We start from the raw sequence: 23,901 nt of genomic DNA, 5'->3' as shown, positions 1-23,901 counted from the left end.
GTTGCTCTTCTTCTGCGCGGTGCGTCCAACCGCCGTTTTCCCGCCGATCCTGGTCGCTATTGTACAACGGCCCCGCAGGCGGGCTCTGCCGCTGCGGGTGGTCGAGCTTCCCCTATCCAAACGTGCGCGATTGCTGCACTGCGTGGTTTGGTCATATTAAAAGTGCAGGTCAATGATGTGTTCAAAGGGAAGTGTATCAAAAGACGGGCCGTTGCGGGGCGACGCTTCCGCACGCAAATACCCCTGACCTCGCTCTATGCAAACCCTGTATTACGCACTATCGAACTCTGCATACGGAGGTGAAAGGGCACGGCTTCGGTTGCTGCAACATACGTATTTATTCCATACCGGCGCGGCTTTCTATACTGTCCGGCAAGGCGGCGGGGCGCCGTGGAGTCGTGAGCGTCTTCGTCAAACCACCGAATAGAGAAGGAGCACCGCGATGGACTTCAAGAAGACCGAAGAGCAGGAGCTGCTGCTTGAGAGCCTGAGGACCGCCTATGAGCGCGGCAACCTCGAAGACTACTTCAAGGAGTGCGACAAGAACCACGAGTATCCGCAGAAAGCGGTCGATATCCTCGTGGAAGCCGGTTTCTCGTCGCTCGGCATCCCCGAGGAGTTCGGCGGTACTCCCACCGACATCATGACGCAGATCATGGTGTGCGAAGAGGCCCATGCCCTGGGCTATCCCTCGCTCGTATGGATCAACTTCGCCACCGAGGTGGACGACATCCTGACGTTCGGCAACGAGGAGCAGCAGAAGGAGATCCTCAAGTACGCCATGCAGGGCGTCAAGCCGTTCACGCTCGGGTTCACCGAGCCGCAGGCCGGCTCCGACAGCGCCGCCATGGCTACGACGGCCACGAAGCGCGACGGCAAGGTGTACATCAACGGCAACAAGACGTTCAACACGAGTGCCGACCGCGCTCCGTACATGCTGTGCGTATGCCGCAGCGGCATCAACGAGAACCCCTACAAGGACTTCAGCATGTACCTGTTCCCCATGGATCGCCCCGGCATCACCATGGAGAAGCTCGACAAGATCGGCAACAACATGTGCGGCACCTACGAGGTGCACCTCGACAACGTCGAGTGCGAGGAATCCGACCTCGTGGGCGTCGAGGGCAAGGGCTTCTACCAGCTCATGAAGAACTTCGAGGTGGAGCGCCTCACCATTTGCGCCGCCAACGTGGGCATGGCTCGCTGCGCGTACGACGAAGCGGTGAAGTACGCCGGCCAGCGTGAGCAGTTCGGCAAGAGCATCGGCACATTCCAGCTCATCCAGGAAAAAATCGTCGATATGAAGATCAAGATCGAGAACATGCAGAACATGCTGTACAAGGCCGCGTGGAAGAAGATGAACGGCGAGTCCATCTCCATCGACTCCTCGCTCGTGAAGCGCTACACCGGCCAGGCAGCCTTCCAGGTGATCGACGACGCCATGCAGATCATGGGCGGTATCGGGTACACGCACGACTGCCGTATCTCGCGCTTGTGGCGCGATCAGCGCGTGTACCGCATTATGGCGGGCACCGAGGAGATCATGGTGCACACGGCCGGGCGTGCCCTCATCAAGGAAGCCCAGTAGGGCGCAGGGGGTACGTCATGAACACGGTTGCATGTTACAAGGTGGTGCCCGACGAGCAGGACATCGTCGTCAAGGCGGACGGAAGCCTCGATTTGAGCAGGGCGAAGCCGATCATCGGCGAGTACGACCTCATGGCTGTCGAAGAAGCGGTGCGCATTGCGGACGCCACGGGAGGCAGTGCGGTGCTGCTGAGCGCAGGCGATGCCAAGCTGACCGATTCCAAGCTGGTGAAGGCAGCGCTTTCCCGTGGAGCTTCCGAGTTGTACGCCGTGGTGGACCCTGCGCTGAGCGCAGCCGATGCGTTCCAGACGGCAACCGTGTTGGCGGCCGCTCTGGAAAAGATCGATTACGACCTGGTGCTGTGCGGCGAGGGCTCGTCGGATCTGTACGCACAGCAGGTGGGCTCGCTCGTGGGCGCCCTGGCGGGCGTGCCGGTGCTCAACGCGGTGAGCAGCATCGAAGTGCAGGGTGACAAGCTCATGGTGGCGCGCACGCTCGAACACGAAGTGGAAGTGCTCGAAGTGACGCTTCCCGCAGTGCTGTCGGTGACGACGGACATCAACCTGCCGCGCATTCCCCAGTTGAAGGACATTCTAGCGGCGGGCAAAAAACCGGTTACCACCTGGTCGCTCGACGAGGTGGGCGGCCTTCCTTCCACCCCGGTGGAAACCGTGTCGGTGCTGGCTCCCGAGAGCATCGAACGCAAGATGGTGGTGTATGAAGACGCTTCGGCCGAGAACATCAGCGCCTTGGCCTCCGATATTCGAGCTTCGCGGTAAGGGCGGTGAGGTGCATGAGCACGTTCGGAACGGTTTGGGTGATGGGGGAAGACCCCGAGAGCTATGCGGCGCTGTGCGCGGTCGGTCGTCGCGTGGGCGAGCGCGTTGAAGCGGTTTTCATCGGCACGGCCGCCGATGCCTCCCGCGTGCAAGCTCAGGGAGCAGACGCGGTGCATGTGGTATCAAAAGAGGAAAACGCGCTGTACGAGGATTGCATCGGCGCGGTGATAGAAGGCGTGAAGGAGCATCGTCCCGACGTGGTGCTCCTGTCCACGAGCAAGCGCCTGCGGTTGGCGGGTGCGTGCATTGCCGCCGCCGTGGGGTCGCGCGTGGTGAACGACGCTTCCCGCGTGTGGGTTGAGGACGGAACGCTGCTGGCCGAGCATCTGGTGTACGGCGGTAGCGCGCTGAGCGTGGAGCGCGTGCGGGCGGCAACGGCCGTGGTGCTGGTGGGCGACGCTCTGCTGCTGAACGAGCCGGTGCCGGAGGCGACGGGTGCGGAAGCGGCGCTCGACGAGCTGCCCGCATCTGCGGCGGCGAGCGGATGCACGCTCGTCGAGCGCCGTCCGCGCACCGTCGAGGCGGTCAATCTCGTGGCGGCGAAACGCGTGGTGAGCGTGGGGCGCGGCATCGCGCAGCAGGAAGACCTGCAGCTGGTGGAGCAGCTCGCGCATGTCCTCGAGGCAGAGGTGGGCTGCACGCGCCCCATCGCCGAAGGGGTGAACTGGATGTCGCGCGAACGCTACATCGGGGTGTCGGGCGTCATGCTCAAGCCGGATATGTTCGTTGCGGTGGGCGTGTCGGGCCAGGTGCAGCACATGGTGGGGGCGAACCGCGCCAAAACCATCATCGCCATCAACAAGGACAAGAACGCCCCGGTGTTCAAGCAGGCGGACTACGGCATCGTCGGCGACCTGTACGACGTGGTCCCGCAGCTCGTGGCGGCATTGGAAGCGTAAAGGGTGCACGAACGATAGCAAGGAGGAAGCACGATGGATCAAGCGTATTTGGAAGGTTTGGCGAAGAACGTCAACGAGGGGCCGACCCCCTTCATCAACCTCGCGAAGCTCCAGCCGGAGATCATCGAGGAACGCCATGTGCGTCTGGGGCTGCCCGTGCAAGAGCTGCATATGAACCATGTGGGCATCGCCTATGCGGGCAGTGAGTTCGTGCTGGCCGAGATCGCGGGCGGCACGCTGTTCATGGCCACGTACGGCAGCGACGAATTCGTGCCCATCCTCAAGGGCGTGGACATCAAGTTCGTCAAGCCCGGCACGAAGGACCTGTACGTCGAGCTGTCGCTCACCGAAGAAGAAGCGGCCGAGAAGATCGCGCCGGTGCGCGAGCGTGGACGGGGCAACTATTTCCTGCAGGTGGACGTGCACGACGTGGACGGAGACGTGGTGGCGCAGTTCGACTTCAACTACTACGCCTTGCCCGCTCAGAAGTAAGACCCAGGCAAGATCAGCGAGTGCGACCCCCAACGAAGAAAGGGATCTGATATGAGGCACTATGATGCGGTTGTGATTGGCGCGGGCATCGGCGGACTTGCTTCCGCGCTGCTGCTGGCGCACAGCGGCAAAAGCGTGGCGCTGTTCGAGAAGAGCGTGCGGCCAGGCGGGCGTCTGGGTTCGTCCGCGCGTGACGGGTTCACCGTCGATTACGGCGTCCATCTCATCTCGCGCGGCGAGAAGGGCCCGCTCATTCAGCTGCTCGAGCGTTGCGACGTCCCGTCGAGCATCGAGTTCACCAAGGTGCGCCCCGTGCAGAGCACGGGCGGCGAGAACTTCAAGTTCCCTCACGACCTCAAGGGCCGCGTGCCCGACGAGGACTTCGAGGCCGTCATTGCGATGGTGAGCGACATCAAGGCCATGAGCGATGACGAGACGCACGCGCTCGACGATATCACGCTTGAGGAGCACCTCAACTCCTACACCACGGATTCGTTCGTCCACGCCTGCGTGAGCCAGGTGGGCTTCATCTATTGCTGCATTCCCGAGTACCGCCTGTCGGCCGGCGAGTTCGCACGCTGTCTGAAGTGGGAGTCCGAGGCGCGTTCGTCGGCGTATCCGTCGGGCGGCTGCGTGGCCATCACGAATGCCTATATGGAGGGCCTCGACAAGTACGGCGTGGAAGTGCACCTCGGCATGCCGGTTGAGAAGATCATCGTGGAGGACGGCAAAGCCGTGGGCGTCATCGCGGGCGGCGAGGAGTGCCGCGCCGACTATATCGTGTCGAATTCCAGCATTAAAGACACCGTGCTCGAGCTGGCGGGGCCGGAGCGCTTCGACGAGGAGTACGTGCGCTACGTCGAAGATCTGGCCATTTCGTTCGTGGGCATCATCGCCCGCTTCGGCATGGACACGCCGGTCAGCCCCGAGATCAAGATGCTCAGCAACTTCTCGTCCATGGTGCCGCGCGAATACAACGAGACGCTTGCGCGCGGCGAGATGCCCGACGAGATCAACGCGTTCATCGTGGTCCCGTCAAGCTTCGACCCCTCAGTGGCGCCCGAGGGCAAGCAGCTTATCATGATGACCACCGCCGTGCCCGACGACCTTGACCAGACGTACTGTCCCGCCATCCTGGAAGCGCTCATCGATTCCGCCGAAGAGTACTTCCCCGGATTGCGCGAGCATGCGGCGTTCGTGGAAACGGTCATGCCGGCCGATGGCGCGCGCGTCATGGGCGAGCGCGGCACGGGCATCGGCATCGCTCAGGAGGCGGGCCAGGTGGGCAAGAAGCGCCCGGCCATCAAGACGCCGCTTGAGAACCTCTACGTCGTGGGCGGCGACGCAGGCGGTTCAGGTGTCGGCCTTGAGCTGTGCGTGAACAGCGCGATCGAGTTCTTCGACAACTACGTGGCGTAACCGAAAGGAGTGGGAAGGCATGGTCAAACGAGCCGATATTCCCGCATTTGGCAATCTCCAAGGAGTCAAAGTCGTGGTGTCCGCCGTGTCGACGGCGGGCCCCTTCGCCGGCGAGCTGTTCGCCGAGAACGGTGCCGACGTCATCTGGCTTGAACCGCCGAAAGGCCTCGACCCGTTCCGCTGGACGCAGGACGGGTGGGGCGCGCAGAACGAGCACCGCAATATGCGCAACCTCATGCTGGACGTCGTGTCGCCTGAGGGTCACGAGGTGTTCCTCAAGGTCATCGAAGACGCCGACATCTTCATCGAAGCCTCCCGCGGCGGTCAGTGGGAGAAGTGGGGATATCCCGACGAGCTGCTGTGGGAGCACAACCCGAAGCTGGTCATCGGCCACATGTCGGGCTATGGCCTGACGGGCGATCCCGACTACGTGAGCCTGCCCGGCTACGACTTCACGGTGAACGCGTTCAGCGGCCTCATGTACCTCAACGGCTACAAGGACGGACCGCCGTACATGATTCAGAAGTTCGTGACCGACTACTACGCGGGCCTGTTCGCCTACGGTTCGGCGTTGGCCGCGTACATCAATGCGCTGCGCACGGGCACGGGCGAGAGCTTCGACCTCGCGCAGTTCGAGGCGGCCGTGCGCTGCCAGGCGGGCCTGTACAGCAAGTGGTTCGACAAGCAGGTGCAGGAAGAGCGCGGAGCGGGTGCGCCGCGCGACAACATCTCGGCGGGCTGCGGCTACTACGAGTGCGCCGATGGCGAGGGCGTGTACCTGTTCACGGCCGGAGCATCGACGGTCAAGAAGGCTATCGAATTCTTCGGTTTGGAATACGGCTCCGAGCTGTTCCCGGAGGGCATGCCGTCGGTCGGCATCAACTCCGAGGGCGCGCCGGTGTACGACGGTGCCATCGAGCAGTACTGCTCCGAGCACACGGCGGCCGAATTCGCCGACGCCATGGCGAAAATCGGCATCCCGTGTTCGGTGGTCATGAGCTACGAGATGATGGAGAACCATCCTCACTACGTGGCGCGCGGCACGTGGGTCGAGTGGGATACGGTGGATGGCCGCAAGGCGAAGGGCGCCACATCGGTGCCGCGATTCACCAACCAGCCGTCGCAGATTTGGCGCGGGTGCCCGTCCCAGGGCATGGACAACGACGACATCTTGGCTGAATCGGGCTTCAGCGAGGACGAGATAGCCGCCCTGTACGAGAAGAAGGTTCTGCGTAAGTCCGATTACGTTGGTGGGCTTTGATGTCTCTCGCCGACATATGGGAGGCTTCGGTTCGTGCTCGTCCCGGCAAGGTGGCACTGCGCTTTGCCGGGCGGGCCTGGACCTACCGAGAGCTGGGCGACCGGGTTGACCGATTGGCCGGCGTGTTGAGCGAGCTCGGCGTGAGCGCGGGCGGCCATGTGGCCGCAATCACGCCGAACCATCCTGCATGCATGGAGCTGTTGCTCGCATGCATGCAGGTGGGAGCGGTGTACGAGCCGTACAACATACGGCTTTCGCCGCTCACTATCAAGCAGCTGCTTGCGCGTTCCGGGGCGAGCGTGGTGTTTCTCGCCCCGGAGCTGCGGGAGTCGGTGGGGTCTGTGCTGGGCGACGTGGGCCATCCCGTGCGGCTGGTATTGCTGGGCGACGAAGCGGTGGGGGATGCGCTGGCGTACGAACAGCTGCTGGCGCATGCGGGCCCGCGGAAATCGCGCGCGGCCGTCGAAGGTTCCGACACGGCGTTGCTGCTGTACACGAGCGGTACGACGGGTATTCCGCGCGGTGTCATGCTGTCGCACGACGCGCTGCTGAAGCGCGTTGAAATCGACACGCGCGCCATGCAGTTCTCGGACGATTGCGTCACGCTGTGCGTGCTGCCCCTGTTCCACGTGACGTTTATGTCGTCGCTCATCACGCTGTTGGTGGGCGGCGAGTTGGTGATGGCGAGCTCGCGCAAGGCGGAGGACCTGGTGGCGTCCATCAGCGAGTACGGGGTGACGCACCTGTGCGTCGTGCCGTTTCTGCTGCGCGGCATCGCCGCCTATGTGGAGCGGGAGGACGTGCGCATCACGTCGTTGCGCCTCGTGGTGTACGGCGGCGAGCCGGTGAATGCCGAGTTGCTCGCGTTGTGCCAGAAGCTGTTCGCGTGCGGGTTCTTCCAAGGCTACGGCATGACCGAAACGTTCGGCGCCATCGCCATGTTGCTGCCCGAGCACCATAGAGACCCCGCACGGCTGTTGTCGGCGGGCACGGTGGTGCCCGGTATGGACTTGAAGATCGTCGACGACGACGGCGCGGCATGCCCGCGCGGGGTTGCGGGCGAGGTGGTGGTGAAAACTCCCACTATCATGACGGGGTATCTGCGCGATGAGGAGCGCACGCGCGAGGTTCTGCGGGACGGGTGGTACTTCACCGGGGATATCGCCACGCTCGACGACGAAGGTTTCCTCACGCTCGTTGACCGGAAGAGCAACATGGTGATCACCGGCGGCGAAAACGTGTATCCGCTCGAGGTGGAGCGGTGCATCCGGTCGTTGGGCGAGGAGGTACTCGACGTTGCCGTGGTGGGCGTGCCCGATGCCTACTGGGGGGAATCGCTTGCCGCGTTCGTGGTGCGAGCGGAGGGCTCGCAGCTGACGGCTGAAGACGTGATGGGACAATGCGCTCGCCAGCTGGGAGGATATAAGAAACCCCATCGCGTTGCGTTCGTGCAAGAGCTGGAGCGAAGCGCGTCGGGCAAGGTGTCGAAGGCATACATCGACCTGCTGAAGCAGCAGGAGCAGTAAGGAGTGCGAACGTGGCGGATTTTGATGCGATAGTGGTGGGAGCCGGCTGCGCGGGCTCGGTGGCTGCCGCCGTGCTTGCGCAGGAGGGTAAGAGCGTCCTGCTGGTGGAGCGCGGCGAGGATGCGGGAGCCAAGAACATGACGGGCGGGCGCTTGTACGCGCATGCGCTGCGCGCGGTGTTCCCCGACTTTGAGGACGACGCGCCCCTCGAGCGTGCCATAACGAACGAGCGCATCACCTTCATGACGGACGATGAGAGCACCACGCTCTCGTTTTGCTCGCCGCGCCTCGCCGGCGCCGCTACCGTGTCGTATGCGGTGCTGCGCGGCCCCTTCGACCAATGGCTTGCCGGTCGGGCCGAGCAGGCGGGTGCCGAATGCGTGTACGGCATTGCCGTGGAAGACTTCGTCTGGGAGGGCGAACGCGTTGCGGGCATTCAGGCGGGCGACGATGCGATCACGGCTGATGTGGTGATTGTGGCCGACGGCGCGAACTCGCTGCTTGCCGAGAAGGCGAAGCTTGCCACGCGCCCGCTGCCACATCAGATTGCCGTGGGCGTGAAAGAGACGATTGCGCTGCCTGAACAGGTGATCAGCGATCGCTTCCAGGCTGCCGAAGGGGAGGGCGCGGCGTGGTTGTTCGCGGGTGCGGCGACGCACGGGCATGTGGGAGGCGGGTTCATCTACACGAACCGCGCGTCCGTTTCCATCGGGCTGGTGGCTACGTTGTCCGATCTGTGCACGTCGTCGGTGCCCGTCTATCAGATGATGGAGGACTTCAAGCAGCATCCCACGGTGGCGCCGCTCATTCGCGATGGAGCGCTCGTGGAGTATTCGGGCCACCTCATTCCCGAGGGCGGCTACGACATGGTGCCCACGCTGTACCGCGACGGATGCCTGGTTACCGGCGATGCGGCTATGCTCTGCATCAACCTGGGATACCAGGTGCGCGGCATGGACTACGCCATTGCGGCGGGTCGTATCGCGGCCGAGGCTGCCATCGAGGCGCTTGACGCCGGCGATGCGTCGGCAGCACGCTTGGCCTCGTATCGCGCAAAGCTCGAGGACAGCTTCGTGCTCAAGGACTTGCAGGCGTACCGCAGGTTCCCCGCGTTCATGGAGGGGACGCCGCGCATGTTCTCCGGGTATCCCGAGATGGCTGCCGATATCATGCGCGGGATGTTCTCGGTGGACGGCGCGCCGGTGCGGTCGGTGAAGAGCACCGTCATGGGGCCGGTCAAGCGGATGGGCATGCTGTCGCTGCTCAAGGATGTGCGGAAGGGGATGAAGGCGCTGTGATCGACACCATCACCGTCAACGTCGACGAGAAGCTGGCCGTCGACAAGTTCAACGTGGACGAGAGCCATGCCCATATCGCGCTCAAGGACGAGGTCGCTGCGGCCGAGTTCGACAAGCTCATCCTGTGCTGCCCGGCTGGATTGTACAAGCGCTCGCCCGAGGGCGAGACGAGCTTCGACTACGCCGGCTGCCTTGAGTGCGGCACCTGTCGCATCCTGTGCGCCGACACCGCCCTCGAGCGCTGGACCTTCCCCCAAGGAGGCCTCGGGGTGTCCTACCGCTACGGGTAGGCATCAACTCCACGTGTGAAGTTGGGCTTTGGCGCTTCGCTTTCGGGCGGCAATCACTATAATAGGTGCATTCGCGATTTTGAGCCTCCGCACGGACGCGTGCGGGTGGCGCCGACCTGACGAGGACAGCAATGATGAAACCTTACAACCCGCACGAGATCGAGCCGCGTTGGCAGCAGGAGTGGGCCGACATCGACCTGTACAAGGTGACCGAGGATGCCTCGAAGCCGAAGAAGTACGTGCTCGAGATGTTCCCGTATCCCTCGGGCGACATCCACATGGGCCACGTGCGCAACTACACCATCGGCGACGTGACCGCGCGCTACTACAAGATGCGCGGTTTCGACGTGCTGCACCCCATGGGCTGGGACGCGTTCGGCTTGCCTGCCGAGAACGCGGCCATCAAGCACAACAGCCATCCGGCGAAGTGGACCTACGCCAACATCGACACGCAGAAGGCCAGCTTCAAGCGCATGGGCTTCTCGTACGACTGGGACCGCACCGTCGTGGCGTGCGACCCCGAATACTATCGTTGGGGCCAGTGGATCTTCCTGCAGTTCTGGAAGCGCGGGTTGGTCGAGCGCCGCAACAGCCCGGTGAACTGGTGTCCGAACTGCCAGACCGTGCTGGCGAACGAGCAGGTCACCGAGGGTCAGTGCTGGCGCTGCGGCGGCGCGGTGGAGAAGCGCGACCTGACGCAGTGGTACCTCAAGATCACCGACTACGCCCAGGAATTGCTCGACGACCTCGATCAGCTGGACGGCTGGCCCGAGCGCGTCAAGCAGATGCAGGCGAACTGGATCGGCCGCTCCGAAGGCGCCGAGATCGACTTCGTGCTGTGCGGCCCCGACGGCGAAGCGCCGGCCGAGCCCACCGAAGCCGACACTATCACCGTGTTCACCACGCGTCCCGACACGCTGTTCGGCTGCTCGTTCTTCCTGCTCGCGCCCGAGTACAAGGGGCTCATGGAGCTCGTCGAGGGCACCGAGTACGAAGCGGGCGTGCGCGAGGTGGTGGAGCAGGCCGCGAAGGTGAGCGCCGTCGAGCGCGCGCAGGGCGACCGCGAGAAGCACGGCGCGTTCACCGGCCGCTACATGGTCAACCCCGTGAACGGCGAAAAGGTGCCCGTGTGGGTGGCCGACTACATCGTGAGCGACTACGGCACCGGCGCGGTCATGGCCGTGCCGTGCGGCGATCAGCGCGACTTCGAGTTCGCGCGCAAGTACGACCTGCCCATCATCCCCATCATTTTGGGCGAGGAAGACCCGCTGTATCCCCAGCTCAACGGCGAGCAGGAGCGCGTCGTGACCTCCGTCGACTGGGATCGCGCCTACGACGCCGAGGGTGTGCTCGTGCAGTCCGGGAAGTACACCGGCATGGTGGGCGGCAAGCATTCGCCGGCCGTGGACGCCATCATCGACGACCTCGCCGCCGAGGGCAAGGGCAAGAAGACCGTGCAGTTCCGCCTGCGCGACTGGCTCATCAGCCGTCAGCGCTACTGGGGCAACCCCATCCCGGCCGTCCATTGCCCGGAATGCGGCCTCGTGCCCGTGCCCGAGAGCGACCTGCCGGTGCGCCTGCCCGAAGACATCGACCTGGCCGCGGGCGAGACGCTGGCAACGCACGAGGCGTTCGTGAACACGACGTGCCCCGTGTGCGGCGGCCCGGCGAAGCGCGAGACGGACACCATGGACACGTTCACGTGCTCGAGCTGGTACTACCTGCGCTACACCGACCCGCACAACGAGGAGCTGCCGTTCGCGCCCGAGAAGGCGAACCGCTGGATGCCCGTCGATCAGTACATCGGCGGCATCGAGCACGCCATCCTGCACCTGCTGTACAGCCGCTTCTACACGAAGGTGCTGCGCGATCTGGGCATGCTCGAGTTCGACGAGCCGTTCGCGAACCTGCTGTGCCAGGGCATGGTGAAGGACGAGCACGGCGAGACGATGAGCAAGTCGAAGGGCAACGTCATCGCTCCCGAGGACATGATCGCCGAGTACGGCGCCGATGCCGTGCGCGCGTACATCCTGTTCATGGCCCCGCCCGACAAGGATCTGCTGTGGGACGAGGGCGGCCTTGCCGGCATCTACAAGTTCATGAACCGCGCGTGGCGCATCGTGAGCGATCTGCGCTACGTGGCCGACGACGAGTCGCTCTACCAGGAGGGCGCGTCGTTCGAAGAGGGCGAGAAGGCCGCCGAAACGCTCAACCGCGAGCGTCATCGCGTGGTGGGCAAGGTCATCGACGACTTCGACCGCAACAACTTCAACACGGCCATCGCCGCCATCATGGAACTGACGAACGCGACGAGCGACTACCTGCGCAAGGTGTCGCCCGAAACCCGCGCGAACTGCGACTACCTCAAGGACCTCGACGCCGACGTGGCCGCCGTGCTCGTGAAGCTCATGGCCCCCATCGCGCCGCACTGGTCCGAGGAGCTGTGGAGCGCCGTGCTGGGCAACGAAGGCTCGGTGCACACGCAGCCGTGGCCCGAGTTCGACCCCGAGCAGGCGAAGGCCGACGAGGTGGAGCTGGCCGTGCAGGTGAACGGCAAGGTGAAGGCCAAGATCATGGTGGCTGCCGACGCTGCCGAAGATGACATCAAGGCCGCCGGCCTCGCCGCCGTCGAGGCGGCGCTTGCGGGCAAGGACGTCAAGAAGGTTGTCGTCGTGCCGGGCCGCCTCGTGAACATCGTCGCGAAGTAGCGGCGCGCGCCACACGCAACGCGCAAAGCGGCCCGGGCATGCCCGGGCCGCTTTGTTGTTCTATCCTACGTAGTCGGCGGCGTTGTCGCCGGCGACGCGGCCGAAGGTGTAGATGTCGGCCATGGACGTGGAACCGAGGCGGTTCGTGCCCATCTTGTGGCCGGCCACCTCGCCGGCGGCGAACAGGCCGGGGATGGGGTTGCCGGCGGTGTCGAGCACTTCGGCGTTCGGGTTGATGCGCAGGCCGCCCATCGTGTAATGTACGGCCGGCTTGTACGCCATGATGTAGTACGGCGGCGTATCCACTTTGTGCATGGTTCCGCGATAGCTGAAATCGGGATCGGACCCCTGGTCAACGTAGGAGTTCCACTGCTCGATGGTCTTCGAGAGCGCGGCGGCGTCAATGCCGAAGGGCTCGCACGCCTCCTCGAGCGTGTCGGCTTTCACGCACAGCTGACGCGACGAGAGGTTCTCGAACTCGTCGGAATGGATGTCTACCACCTTGGTCTCGTCGGCTGCGGCCTGATCCCAAATCTCATAGGCGCGCTCGCCCGTCTGCTCGAGGATGGCCTTCGACAGCACGTCGCGACGGCCGAGCTCCTCGACGAAGCGCTTGCCCTCCTTGTTGAACATGACGGTGCGCTCGTCGAGGCGCATGTCGTCGAGGTAGAGCAGGGCGCCCGTGTCGACGTCGCAGATGGGGTACGTCTGAATGAGCTCCATGTCCACGAGGTCGGCGCCGATGTCGGACGCCATGGTCAGGCCGTCGCCCTGCGCGCCCACCGAGTCGGTGGAGTTGAACTGCTCGCCGAAGTCGGGATTCGCCTTCGCGCGCATGTCGACGTTGGCGCCGAAGCCGCCGCAGGCGAGCACGACTGCTTTGCAGTTGAACGTGTACTCGTCGCCCGTGACGGTGTTGGTGGCCTTGACGGCGTTGATGCTGCCGTCCGAGCCGAGCGCGAGCGCCGTGGCCTTCGTGTTGTCGATGAGCGTGATAGCGTCGATGGCCTGCGCGCGCGTGGTCAGCTTCGTGGTCATGGCATTGCCGATGTGTCCCGTGGGGATGATGGAGCGCTTCACCGAATGCCCGCCGAAGAACAGCAGGTTGTGCTCCCAGGAGACGCCGCCCTCATAGGTGAGCCACTGCGCGGCGTCGAACACGCCGTTCGCGATGACGTTCACCAGCTCGGGGTCGCCGCGATGGTCGCCGCCTTCCAGCATGTCGTTCGCCAGCTGCTCGGGGCTGTCGGACAAGCCCATGTTCTCCTGAACCCAGTTGTTCGGCACGGCCATCTCGCCGCCGGACAGGGCGGTGGACCCGCCGTACACGCCCAGCTTCTCCATGAGCAGCACTTGCTTGCCCTTGTTCGCCGCGCTGATGGCGGCCGTGAATCCCGCGCCGCCGGTTCCCACTACCACGACGTCGTAGGATGTGGCGATGCCGTCGGCCGGTTGCGGCAGTGCCTTGTCGCGCTTCTTCCACTCCGACGATTTCTCGCCGGCCTCGTCGAGCGCTTCGGCCACGGCGTTGAGGTACGCCATGCTCGAGAGCGAGGCGCCGGTGACCACGTCGACGTTGAGCGTCTGATGGTCGACGATGAGCTTGCCCAGCTTGTCCATGCACACGTCGCCGAGCCCCATGGACTCGCGCGATTCCAGCACGTCGATGCGCTCGATGACGCCGTCCTTCGTCACCACTTCAACTTGGATGGTTCCGTGCTTGCCCATTCCGGTGCCCACGGTTGCCGTGCTCGCGTTTTCGGAAACCGTGCTCGACGTTTGGCCCGTCGGCGCGCAGCCGCCCAGCGTCAGCGCGCCGCCCGCGGTGGCGAGCGCCGCTCCGGTGAGAAACTGCCTGCGAGAAAGTCCTGCCATGATGTCATCCTCCTTCGGTATGCCCCGCCTCCCTTGGTTTTCGTTCGGGGCGGCAAAACCCTACCACCGGATGTGCTGGCGATACGTCTAGCTGGGGGTTCAATGTGTAAACCGGCCCGAGTTTAAAAATGTAACCCGTGGGAAAACGCCCGGACGGCCCGGTTGTTTCGGGGTAAGATGGGAAACCGAGCCTGCAGGGAGGGGGTCATCTGCATGAGGGATTTCGTTGAGCGTTGGAAAGATGTGCTCATGCGCGTGGGCATGCTGCCCGTGGCGTTTCTGGGAGTGGGGCTGTATCGTGCGTGGCTGTCGACGTTTTTTCGCTACGAGGCGTTTCCTACGATCGGCTTCTTCGACTACGCGTTGTTCGAAGGGGCCATTGGCGTTGCGTCGTTCGCGGTGGTGATCTTCGCGCGCCGCATCGTGCCGCTGTGGTGCAACCGCACGCTGGTCAGGTTGACCGCCGTGGCCATGGTGGGAGGGTCGGCGCTGTGCGTGTTCGCGTGCTTCGCGGTGCAGATTGCGGCGCTCAAGTACGCGGGGCTCGTGTTGGCGGGCGCCGGGTTGGCCCTGCTCATCCTCATGTGGACGGAATTCTTCGGGTCGCTCAACCCCATGCGCGTCGCGGTGTACTACGCGGGGGCCATCGCGTTCGGCGAGTGCCTCAAGTGGCTGTTCACCGGGCTCGATCCGGCGTATATCGCGGTGTTCTCCGTGGCGCTTCCGCTCGTGTCCATCGATTGGGTGCGTCGCTCGATGAGGCGGCTTCCCGAGCTCGACCTGCCGAAACCCATGGGCAAGCCGCGGTTGTCGGAAGTGCCGTGGAAGCCCATCCTGCTCATGGGGGTATGCACGCTTGGAACGGGCTTCGGCGTGCTGCCCGATCAGCCGCTCGTGGCGGGCAATATCGTGGGCACCGTGTTCGTGGCGCTGTTCGTGTTCTTCGGCGTGCTGTCGTCGTCGAAGTGGTTCAACTTCGACACCATCTACCAGCTGGCCTTTCCCTTCATGACGGTGGGGCTGCTGCTCATCGCCCCGCAGTTTTCGCTCGATTCGCAAACGGCGGCGGCGTGTTACGACGCCGGATACACCATGCTGTCCGTCTTCATCATGATCGTGCTGAGCAACATCACGTATCGGTTCGGCATTGCGGCCGCGTGGCTCAACGGCATCGAGCGCGGCATCCGCTATCTCGTGGAGGCGGGCGGGTGGAGCGTCTTCGCGTTCGCCTCGGTGTATTTGTCGAAGGAGTCGATGAACGTCCTGCATATCGGCATCGTGATTGCGGTGGTGGTGGCGTTCGCGGCGCTGTTCTTCTCGGAGAAGCGGCTTTCCGCGAAGTGGGGCATCAACCTCAAGGGCGATCCGGGGGAGGACGACGTGTTCTCGCCCGGCGTGTTGGCGCTGCGCGTGTCCGATTTGTCGCGCGACCATAATCTGAGCCCGCGCGAGGAAGAGGTGCTGCAACTGCTGGCGCGCAAGGAGACCACCACCCAAATCGGGGAGAACCTGTTCGTGGCGCCCGGTACGGTGAAGGCGCATACCAGTCGCATTTACAGAAAGCTTGGCGTGCGCAGTCGCGAAGAGCTCTACGAATTGCTTACTATAGAACCATGAGCGGTTGGGATGGGTAAAGCGACAACATGAGGGGCGAGAGCGATGAGCGAGCTGTTCGAGGACATGCGGGTGGGGACGCTGCGGGCGAAGAACCGGTTGGTGCGCGCGGCAACCTACGAGGCGCTGGCCACCGAGGACGGGCGGATCACGCCGGAGTTGCAGGCGGTCTACGAGGAGCTTGCGGCGGGCGGCGTGGGCACCGTCATCGTGGGATATGCGTACGTCACGCCTGACGAGCAGCCGAATCCGCGCATGTTGAGCATCTGCGACGACGCGCTCGTCCCCGCCTATCGCGCGCTGGTGGAGGCGGCGCATGCGCACGGGGCGGCCATCGTGTCGCAAATCGTGTACGGCGGCTCCGCGACGAAACTCGATCCTCCGAGCGCGCGCATCCTCGGGCCCTCGGCGGTGCCCCATCCGAAGACCGGCATCGTGCCGGTCGAGGCGACGACGGCCGACCTGTGCGCGCTTGCGTCCGCCTTCGCGGACGCGGCGGCGCGAGCGCAGGCGGCCGGGTTCGACGGCGTGGAGCTGCATGCCGCGCACGGCTACCTGCTCAGCCAGTTTCTCAACCCGCTGCTCAACCGGCGCGCCGATGCGTACGGCGGCTCCCTCGAGAACCGGGCGCGGTTCCTCCTCGAGGTTGTCGATGCCGTGCGGGCGCGCGTGGGCACGACCTTCCCGCTGCTGGTGAAGTTGAACAGCTCCGACGGCGTGGACGGCGGGCTCACCGAGGACGATAGCCTCGCGGTGGCGAAGCTGCTCGCCGCGCACGGCGTGTCGGCCATCGAGGTGAGCGGCGCCTGGCGCGCCTGCCGCATGCGCGACTTCGACGGCGAGCCCTTCTTCGCCGCGTACGCGCGGCGCCTGGCGCGCGCCGTGGATATCCCCGTCATCCTCACGGGCGGCAATCGGAGCGTCGCTGCGATGGAGCGCCTCGTGCGCGAGGACGGCATCGCGGGGTTCGGCCTCTGCCGTCCGCTCATCTGCGAGCCCGACCTCCCGCGCCGCTGGCAGGCCGATCCGCACGCGAAACCGCGTTGCATCTCCTGCAACGGCTGCAGCACCACCTCCGGCCACCGCTGCCTCCTGCCCGCGCGGGAGTAGCCCTTCGGATGCTATGGTTCTCATCGTGCCACCCCCGAACCCCGCAATTCTCGTGTAATCGGCTTTGAGTTTCGATGACGAGTGATGAACGTGTGGCGGGGGCGGCGCGGCGTTTGTTATCATCGACCCCTATGACGCAACGTAAGAAACATGGGTGGTTGAGGACGATGCTGGGTTTGATACTCGGATGCATACTTGTGGTCGTTGCCGTGTTCGCGGTGACGAACGTCGTGACGGTTGCCACGACGAAGGAGCATATCGTCGAGCCGCAGGCCGCCGAAGGCTACAACGCCGACGCCATCGTGGTGTTGGGCGCGTCCGTGTTCGCCGACGGCACGCCGTCGGGCATCCTGCAAGACCGCCTCGACGACGGCATCGAGCTGTACAAGGCGGGCGTCGCGCCGAAGCTCATCATGAGCGGCGACAACAGCACCGTATCGTACAACGAAGTGAAGGCCATGAAGGACTACGCCATCTCGCAGGGCGTGCCGAGCCAGGATATCTTCTGCGACCATGCCGGGTTCTCCACGTACGAGAGCATGTATCGCGCGAAGAACGTGTTCGGCGCCGAGCGCATCGTGGTGGCCACGCAGACGTACCACCTGTACCGCGCGCTGTACGCCGCGCAGGGCCTCGGCCTCGAGGCCATCGGCGTGGCGAGCGACTACCACGACTACTCGAAGCAGTTCCAGTACGACATGCGCGAGATTCCCGCCCGCACGAAGGACTTCTTCAAGACGCTGTTCAAGGTGCCCTCGACGTTCGTGGGCGATCCCATCAGCCTCAACCAGTCGGGCGACGTCACCGAAGGCTAAGGCATGCGGCAGCGCCTGCGCCTCGCAGGCCGCCGCTCCGTCTACTCGTAGTTCTCGATGAGGTCGATGAGGTCCTGCTTCGAATGCAGGGCCGTCTTTTCCAGAATACGCCGCGTGTGGGTGCGTACGGTGCTTTCCGACACGAACAGCGCTTCGGCGATCACCTTGGCGGAGCGCCCGCGCGCGAGGTAGGGTAGCACTTCGGCCTCGCGCCGCGTGAGCCCGTAGTAGTCCACAATCGGGGCGAACACCTCGTCCGTGTCGTCTCCCTGCTCGCGTTGCCGCACGGGGCACGACGCTCCGCACGCAACGGCGCATTCCGCGTCCGCTTCCTTCGCCTTGCCCGCGCCGAAGCTTAAAAACGAGAAGCGATGTCGGGTGTGCTGAAACAACGCCAGCATGGCAAGCACGTAGATGGCGCCCACCGACACGCCGATGATCAGCACCGACGGGCTTTCGGGAATGAGCATCACCACGTAGCCGATGCCGATGCCCACGAGGCGCGCGATGATGGACACCCCGCGCACGATGCCGCCCACCACGAAGCCCGACACGGAGAAGTCGTACGCCGTCGACGCCACCATGTACCAGATGATCACGTCGAACACGCCGTAGCAGGCGCTCATCACCACGTTGAGCTCGACGGGATTCGTGCTCCAGAAGCACGGCATGAGCGCGAACAGCACCACCAAAATGGGCACGATCACCTTGAACGTGAGCGCGAGGTCGGTGCGGCGACGCGCGAACAGCACGAGCCCGATGAGTGCGACGGCCGCCACGATGTTGGCCATGAGCGGCAGCCGATGCGCTTCGTAGGCGGAATCCACCGACACCACGGTCATCTGCCACACGTACCCGAACAAACACGACAGCACGAGGCTTGCCACGATGAGGCTCACGAGCGATCCGAGCGCCGTGCGGTACCGTCCCGAATCGGCGGTGAGGGTGGCGCGCTCGTCGGGCACCTCGCGGTTGCAGCGCGTCAGGCACAGCTGCGAGAGGATGGGCAGCGGCAGCATGAGCAGCAGCGCGGGCACGCCCAGCTCCTCCGAGCAGAACGTGAACGCCACGAACAGCAGCGCCGTGAGCAGCAGCACCACGGGAAGGTAGAACGACGTGCGCGAGGGGTGCATGCGGCCGAGGCATTCGGCCCAGCTTCCCCAAAAGTAGCCGTATCCCACGCCGGCCAGCACCGAACCCGTCATGAGCACGGCGATGGCGACGGGCTCGCTCAGCAGCCCGGCGCTTCCGGCGGCGCCCGAACCGGCGAGCAGCACGAGCCCCGTCACGATGGACGCGGTGAACGCCGTTGGCGGTAGCTTGTCGTAGAAGGAAGGGTTGCGCTCCATGCGGGAGGCGACGAGGAACAGCGTGGTCATGTTCGCCACGAACGACACGATGACGATGAGCGTTTGATAGCCGGTGGTGTACAGCGGCCCCGAAAGCAGGATGGAGCTGCGGAACGTGAGCATGCTGCACGCCCAGAAGAACGCGAGACCGAGGTGGCGAAGTCGCAGCGTCTTCCATACCATGCGCATGCTGCGTCGTTCATTCGCTTCAGGCGAGCATTCGGACATGGGTCGGCAAACTCCTTCGTCGAACGGCGGCGGCTTGGTTCCAGGGGTCCGCACGGCCCCTGAGATAGAGGGCGCTTCGGGGGGAAGCGCGCTGACAACACTTTACCTCATCAGCATAAACACCATTATCATCAATTATTGATGATAAGCAAGTGATTCGCTGGGGTTAGGGTTTTGCGGCGACGAGAAAGGACGCCCGTGAATCCGAACGCACCCATCGCGCCCCACGCACCAGCCCTGTCCGCCGAGCCCGCCACGCCCACCGACATCATCCCCTCCGCACGTCTGCTGCAGGCGGCTTGCGTTGCCGTCGCGCCGCTGCTGACCCGGGAAGGTCTCGAAGCTGCCGACGAAGCCTCGGTGCGCGCCGTGTGCGAGGTGCTCGCGTGCCTGTCGGGCGAGGCGGTTGCGCCGCCGAGCGACGCGGCTCGCCGCGCGCTTGGCCGCGACGTGCTGGTTGCCGGGCTGCCGTTGGCGGCGCTGCCGGTGGAATCGCTGCACAAACCGTGGTGCGGTCCCGACGGCACGGTGCGCGCCGCGCGGGGCATGTACGGCGGCGAGTCGGCCCGGCACGTGCGGGCGCTGTACGCCGCCTGCGGGCTGAGCGTGCCCGAGGGGTTCGCGGCCATGCCCGATCACCTCGCGCTGCTGCTCGAGCTTGAGGCGTTCTTTCTCGAAGCCGATGATGCGTCGGCGGCGCGCACGCTCGTGTGCGATCACTTCGACTGGCTGGGCGCCTACGACGCCATGCTTGCCGCTCGTGCAGAGCAGGCGGCAGACGCCCCGGCATTCGATATGACCAAGCGCCGCGACCTCGCGCAGGGCATCGCCTTCATGCGCACGATGGTCCGCTCGATGGACCGTGCGGTGCACGCATGGGCTGCGAATGCGGCGTGAGAAACGCTCATCGGTAGGGAGGGCGTTGCGCGCTCGCGTGCGACGCAGACAGTACGACGAGATGGTAAGGAGGAGGAATGTTCGATTCTACGGTTTCGCGCAGGACGTTTCTGAAGGGATCGGCCGCGGCTGCGTCGCTGGGCGCGGTCGGGACGCTTTCGCTGAGCGCGTGGCGCGCCGATGAGGCGCATGCGGCCGGAGGCGACCGCGCGGTCACGCCGTCGCTGTGCAACGGCTGCTCGAGCAAGTGCGGCCTGATGGCCACCACGTTGGGCGGGACGCTGTTCACGCTGAACGGCAGCGAGCAGCATCCGTATTCGAAGGGCAAGCTGTGCGCCCGCGGCCATGGCTTCGCGCAGATGGCCTACAACGAGGAGCGCGTCACGCAGCCCCTGCGCCGTACGGAAAACGGCGAGTTCGAGCCCATCGACTGGGACACCGCGTTCCGGGAGATCGGCGAGAAGGTGCAGGCCATCGTGGCGGCAAGCGGCCCCGAGTCGCTGGCGCTCATCCACGACCCGCGCCCGTCGGGCAAGTACTACACGAAGCGCTTCATGAACGCGCTGGGCTCCGCGAACATCTACACGCATGCGGCGGCGTGCAACCTGTCCAAGGAAGCCGGCTTCGCCGAGACCATCGGCGCGTCGAACTACTCGGTGGACTTCGCCTCGTGCAAGATGGTGATGTTCATCGGCCGCAGCTACGGCGACGGCATTCGCCCGTCCCATGCCATGAGCTTGGCCGACGCCGCCGAGGCCGGCACGCGCGTGGTCATCGTCGACCCGCGCCTCAACAACGCCGGCATCTTCGCCACCGACTGGGTGCCCGTCAACCCCGGCACCGACCTGGCGCTGCTCATGGGCATCTGCAACGTGCTCATCGAAGAGGACCTCTACGATCACGAGTTCGTCGAGCAGTACACGGTGGGCTTCGACGAGTTCGCCGCGCAGGCCAAAACCTACACGCCCGAATGGGCCGAAGGCATCTGCGACGTGCCCGCCGACACCATCCGCGAGCTGGCGCAGGCGCTTGCTGCCGCCGCACCGGCCGCCGCGGTGGAGGCGAGCTGGCGCGCCGCGTTCGGCTGCGCGTACAAGAACTCGTTCGACACGGCCCGCGCCGTGACGGCTGTGAACACGTTGCTGGGGTCGTGGGGCCAGAAGGGTGGCGCGCTGCTCACGGGCTCGCCGAAGGCCGGCGACATCGCTGACGAGCGGTTCGCCGCTCCGCCGAAACCCGAGGCCAAGCGCATCGGCGACAAGGAGTACGGCGCGGTGAGCAGCTCGGGCTCGAACATCGCCGCCCTCGAAGCCGCCCTCGACGGCCGCATCAAGGGCCTGTTCTTCTACAACTCCAACGCGGCAAAGGGCTACGCCCAGCCCAAGGTGTGGGCCGAGGCCTTCGAGAAGCTCGACCTCATGGTGGCCATCGACGTGCAGATGTCGGAGACGGCCATGCAGGCCGACTACGTGCTGCCCGAGTGCACCTACCTCGAGCGCATGGAGGCCCCCGACTACATCGGCGGCAAGAAGCAGTTCGTGGCCCTGCGCGCTCAGGCGCTCGACCGCGTGCATCCCGACACGCTGCCCTGCGACGAGATTTTCACGGGCCTCGCGCAGGCCTGCGGGGTGGGCCAGTACTTCGACTTCACCGTCGAGGATCTGGCGCGCGCCGAAATGGACACGCTCGGCGTGAGCTTCGACGAGCTCAAGGAGAAGGGCATCGTGGACGTGACGTCCAAGAAGTTCGAGTACGGTGTGCCCGCGTTCAAAACGCCCACCGAGAAGTACCAGTTCACCAGCGATAAGGCGGGTGCTGCGGGGCTCAACCCCGTCATCGGCTACGTGGAGCGCCTTGTCATGCCGCAGGGCGACGAGCTGCACTTCATCGGCGGCAAGCAGGCCATCCACTCCCACACCATGACGCAGAACATCGAGGCCCTCAACGCCATCTCGCGCGAGTACAACCTGGAGCGCGTGTGGATGAGCTCGAAGGATGCGGCGGACCGCGGCATCGCCGACGGCGACCTCGTGGAGGTGGCGTCGAGCGAGCATACCGGCCAGGTGCGGTGCAAGGTAACCGAGCGTCTCAAGCCGGGCGTGCTGTACCTGCCCACGCACTACGGCGGGTCGTCTCCGTACCAGTCGCGTGCCTACGAGTACGGCATCAGCATGACGGAGTTCGTGCCGTTCCACGGCGGCGAGCCGGGCGTCGGTTCGACCATGAGCCAGGAAGTGGCCGTTACGGTGAAGAAGGTGGAGGCATAACATGGCGCGTTACGGAATGCTCATCAACACGAAGAAGTGCGTGGGGTGCTACGCCTGCCGCGTGGCCTGCCAGATGATCAACGGGTTGGACTCCGACAAGGCGTTCATCCACTACGAGGAGCTGGAAACCGGGACATACCCCAGCGTGTACGCCGAGAACGTGCCCGTGCAGTGCATGCACTGCGAGAACGCCCCGTGCGCGTCGGTATGCCCGACGCACGCCACCTACACCACCGATTCGGGCGTGGTGCTGGTGGAAGAGGAGAAGTGCATCGGCTGCAAGTACTGCATGGCCGCGTGTCCGTACGGCGTGCGCGTGCAGCTGCACTCGGGCGTGGTGGAGAAGTGCCGCTTCTGCTGGTACGAGGGCGAGCCGGGCAACCCGCCGGCGTGCGTGGGCACCTGCATCACGGGCGCGCGCATCTTCGGCGACCTGGACGATCCTGAGAGCGAGATCTCGAAGGCCATCGCTCGCTCCAACGCGCAACCGCTCGCGAGCAATCTGACCGAATCCAAGATCTACTACGTGAGGTGATGAACAATGGTATGGGGACCCCTTATCGCTTGGTACCTGTTTCTGGCCGGCGCGTCGGCCGGCGCGTTCCTGACGGCCGCGTTCGTCGAGGCCAAGTACCCTGACAGCGTGAAGATGCGCGTGGCCGGCCGCATCATCGCTCCCGTGTTTCTGGCCATCGGCCTGGTCATGCTCATCTTCGACGCCGAAGCCGGGCTGCACAACCCGCTGCGTTTCGTGTGGCTCATCGCGAACCCCGGTTCGGTGATGACGCTGGGCGTGTACTTCATCTGCGTGTTCATGCCGGTGGCGCTCGTGTCGGCACTGCTCGAGGTGTTGAAGAAGCCCGTGCCGAAGTGGCTCACGTGGATCGGCGTGGTAGCCGCGTTCGCGGTGGCGGCCTACACGGGCTTCCTGCTGGGCGTGGTGAAGGCGTATCCGCTGTGGAACAACGCGGTGCTGCCCATCCTGTTCGTGGTGTCGGCGCTGTCGGCGGGCCTTGCGGCCACGTCGCTCGTGGGGCTGATCGTTGACCGCGAGCGCTTCGAGCAGATGTGGCTCATCAAGAAGTCGCACGTCATCCTGTCGGCCATCGAGATGGTGGTGCTGGCAACCATGCTCATCATCGTGAGCGCGGGCAGCGTGGAAGGCGCCGCGTCGGTGCAGTCGCTCGTCATGGGGCACTACGCACCGGCGTTCTGGGGCGGCATCGTGCTGCTGGGTTTGGTGGCGCCGTTCCTCATCGAGGGCTATCCGGTGTTCATCACGAAGCGCGTGGAAACGTCCATGACGTCCATGGCCGTGAGCATCATCGGCGAGGCGGGCGTGCTCGTGGGCGGCTTCCTGCTGCGCCTGCTCGTGGTGCTCGCCGCGCTGCCGGTGCTGTACCTCTAGCGCCGCCGCTGCGTCGAA

19 protein-coding genes are annotated in these 23,901 nt (G+C 64.9%); 17 read left to right on the top strand and 2 right to left on the bottom strand.

The genetic code is table 11. From position 1 onward, the window contains the following. Nucleotides 1-442 precede the first annotated feature (442 nt). The 10 genes from C1876_RS00230 to leuS all read left to right on the top strand — a co-directional run bounded on the left by C1876_RS00230 (nucleotide 443) and on the right by leuS (nucleotide 12,320). Nucleotides 443-1,588, top strand: a complete 1,146-nt coding sequence (locus tag C1876_RS00230) for an acyl-CoA dehydrogenase (RefSeq protein WP_114544713.1) — start codon at nucleotides 443-445, stop codon at nucleotides 1,586-1,588. Between the two features lie 17 nt (nucleotides 1,589-1,605). Further along, the gene (gene fixA / locus C1876_RS00225; protein ID WP_114544712.1) at nucleotides 1,606-2,367 is read left to right on the top strand and encodes a putative electron transfer flavoprotein FixA; all 762 of its coding nucleotides are present in this window, start codon (nucleotides 1,606-1,608) and stop codon (nucleotides 2,365-2,367) included. 14 nt (nucleotides 2,368-2,381) lie between these two features. Beyond that, a complete protein-coding gene (locus C1876_RS17895) occupies nucleotides 2,382-3,326 on the top strand; it encodes an FAD-binding protein (RefSeq protein ID WP_114544711.1) in 945 nt (314 codons plus the stop codon). A gap of 33 nt (nucleotides 3,327-3,359) precedes the next feature. Then, a complete protein-coding gene (locus C1876_RS00215) occupies nucleotides 3,360-3,818 on the top strand; it encodes a PaaI family thioesterase (protein ID WP_114544710.1) in 459 nt (152 codons plus the stop codon). Between the two features lie 51 nt (nucleotides 3,819-3,869). Beyond that, entirely contained in the window at nucleotides 3,870-5,237 is a 1,368-nt protein-coding gene (locus tag C1876_RS00210) for a phytoene desaturase family protein (RefSeq protein WP_114544709.1), read from the top strand. Between the two features lie 19 nt (nucleotides 5,238-5,256). After that, on the top strand, nucleotides 5,257-6,498 hold the full coding sequence (locus C1876_RS00205) for a CoA transferase (RefSeq protein ID WP_114544708.1): 1,242 nt from the start codon (nucleotides 5,257-5,259) through the stop codon (nucleotides 6,496-6,498). Next, nucleotides 6,498-8,024 (top strand): class I adenylate-forming enzyme family protein, encoded by a 1,527-nt coding sequence (locus tag C1876_RS00200; protein ID WP_148044514.1) that lies wholly within the window; start codon nucleotides 6,498-6,500, stop codon nucleotides 8,022-8,024. Before C1876_RS00205 ends, C1876_RS00200 begins: the two co-directional genes overlap by 1 nt. A gap of 11 nt (nucleotides 8,025-8,035) precedes the next feature. Further along, nucleotides 8,036-9,322, top strand: coding sequence for an FAD-dependent oxidoreductase (locus C1876_RS00195; RefSeq protein WP_114544706.1), 1,287 nt, complete (start codon nucleotides 8,036-8,038; stop codon nucleotides 9,320-9,322). Next, nucleotides 9,319-9,612, top strand: a complete 294-nt coding sequence (locus tag C1876_RS00190; RefSeq protein ID WP_114544705.1) for a ferredoxin family protein — start codon at nucleotides 9,319-9,321, stop codon at nucleotides 9,610-9,612. Before C1876_RS00195 ends, C1876_RS00190 begins: the two co-directional genes overlap by 4 nt. Before the next feature lie 134 nt (nucleotides 9,613-9,746). After that, nucleotides 9,747-12,320: a leucine--tRNA ligase gene (leuS, locus tag C1876_RS00185; RefSeq protein WP_114544857.1), complete on the top strand. Its 2,574-nt coding sequence runs from the start codon at nucleotides 9,747-9,749 to the stop codon at nucleotides 12,318-12,320. Nucleotides 12,321-12,380: 60 nt separating this feature from the next. Here leuS and C1876_RS00180 read toward each other — a convergent pair whose 3' ends face one another. Further along, on the bottom strand, nucleotides 12,381-14,195 hold the full coding sequence (locus C1876_RS00180; RefSeq protein WP_114544704.1) for a flavocytochrome c: 1,815 nt from the start codon (nucleotides 14,193-14,195) through the stop codon (nucleotides 12,381-12,383). A gap of 213 nt (nucleotides 14,196-14,408) precedes the next feature. On the opposite strand from C1876_RS00180, the gene C1876_RS00175 reads away from it, so the two are divergent. The 3 genes from C1876_RS00175 (at nucleotide 14,409) to C1876_RS00165 (ending at nucleotide 17,734) form a co-directional block, all read left to right on the top strand. Then, nucleotides 14,409-15,812, top strand: coding sequence for a helix-turn-helix domain-containing protein (locus C1876_RS00175; RefSeq protein WP_114544703.1), 1,404 nt, complete (start codon nucleotides 14,409-14,411; stop codon nucleotides 15,810-15,812). A 42-nt stretch (nucleotides 15,813-15,854) separates the two neighbouring features. Then, entirely contained in the window at nucleotides 15,855-16,919 is a 1,065-nt protein-coding gene (locus C1876_RS00170; RefSeq protein WP_114544702.1) for an NADH:flavin oxidoreductase, read from the top strand. Nucleotides 16,920-17,086: 167 nt separating this feature from the next. Further along, complete coding sequence (locus C1876_RS00165; RefSeq protein ID WP_114544701.1) at nucleotides 17,087-17,734, top strand: SanA/YdcF family protein; 648 nt, start codon at nucleotides 17,087-17,089, stop codon at nucleotides 17,732-17,734. A 41-nt stretch (nucleotides 17,735-17,775) separates the two neighbouring features. On the opposite strand, the gene C1876_RS18085 is transcribed toward C1876_RS00165, so the two are convergent. Beyond that, nucleotides 17,776-19,272, bottom strand: a complete 1,497-nt coding sequence (locus tag C1876_RS18085; protein ID WP_211309474.1) for a response regulator transcription factor — start codon at nucleotides 19,270-19,272, stop codon at nucleotides 17,776-17,778. Nucleotides 19,273-19,509: 237 nt separating this feature from the next. Here C1876_RS18085 and C1876_RS00155 point away from each other — a divergent pair, with 237 nt between their 5' ends. From C1876_RS00155 to nrfD, 4 genes are all read left to right on the top strand, one after another. After that, complete coding sequence (locus C1876_RS00155; RefSeq protein ID WP_158544490.1) at nucleotides 19,510-20,208, top strand: molecular chaperone TorD family protein; 699 nt, start codon at nucleotides 19,510-19,512, stop codon at nucleotides 20,206-20,208. A gap of 77 nt (nucleotides 20,209-20,285) precedes the next feature. Further along, the gene (locus C1876_RS00150; RefSeq protein WP_114544698.1) at nucleotides 20,286-22,475 is read left to right on the top strand and encodes a molybdopterin-containing oxidoreductase family protein; all 2,190 of its coding nucleotides are present in this window, start codon (nucleotides 20,286-20,288) and stop codon (nucleotides 22,473-22,475) included. Between the two features lies 1 nt (nucleotide 22,476). Continuing rightward, on the top strand, nucleotides 22,477-23,010 hold the full coding sequence (locus tag C1876_RS00145; protein WP_114544697.1) for a 4Fe-4S dicluster domain-containing protein: 534 nt from the start codon (nucleotides 22,477-22,479) through the stop codon (nucleotides 23,008-23,010). A 6-nt stretch (nucleotides 23,011-23,016) separates the two neighbouring features. Further along, nucleotides 23,017-23,883, top strand: coding sequence for an NrfD/PsrC family molybdoenzyme membrane anchor subunit (nrfD, locus tag C1876_RS00140; protein WP_114544696.1), 867 nt, complete (start codon nucleotides 23,017-23,019; stop codon nucleotides 23,881-23,883). The last annotated feature ends 18 nt before the right edge of the window (nucleotides 23,884-23,901 follow it).

The organism is Eggerthella sinensis, from assembly GCF_003339815.1.
Taxonomy (GTDB): Bacteria; Actinomycetota; Coriobacteriia; order Coriobacteriales; family Eggerthellaceae; genus Eggerthella; species Eggerthella sinensis.
The sequence above is the reverse complement of the archived record's forward strand: the minus strand, read 5'-3'. Positions and strand labels throughout refer to the sequence as shown.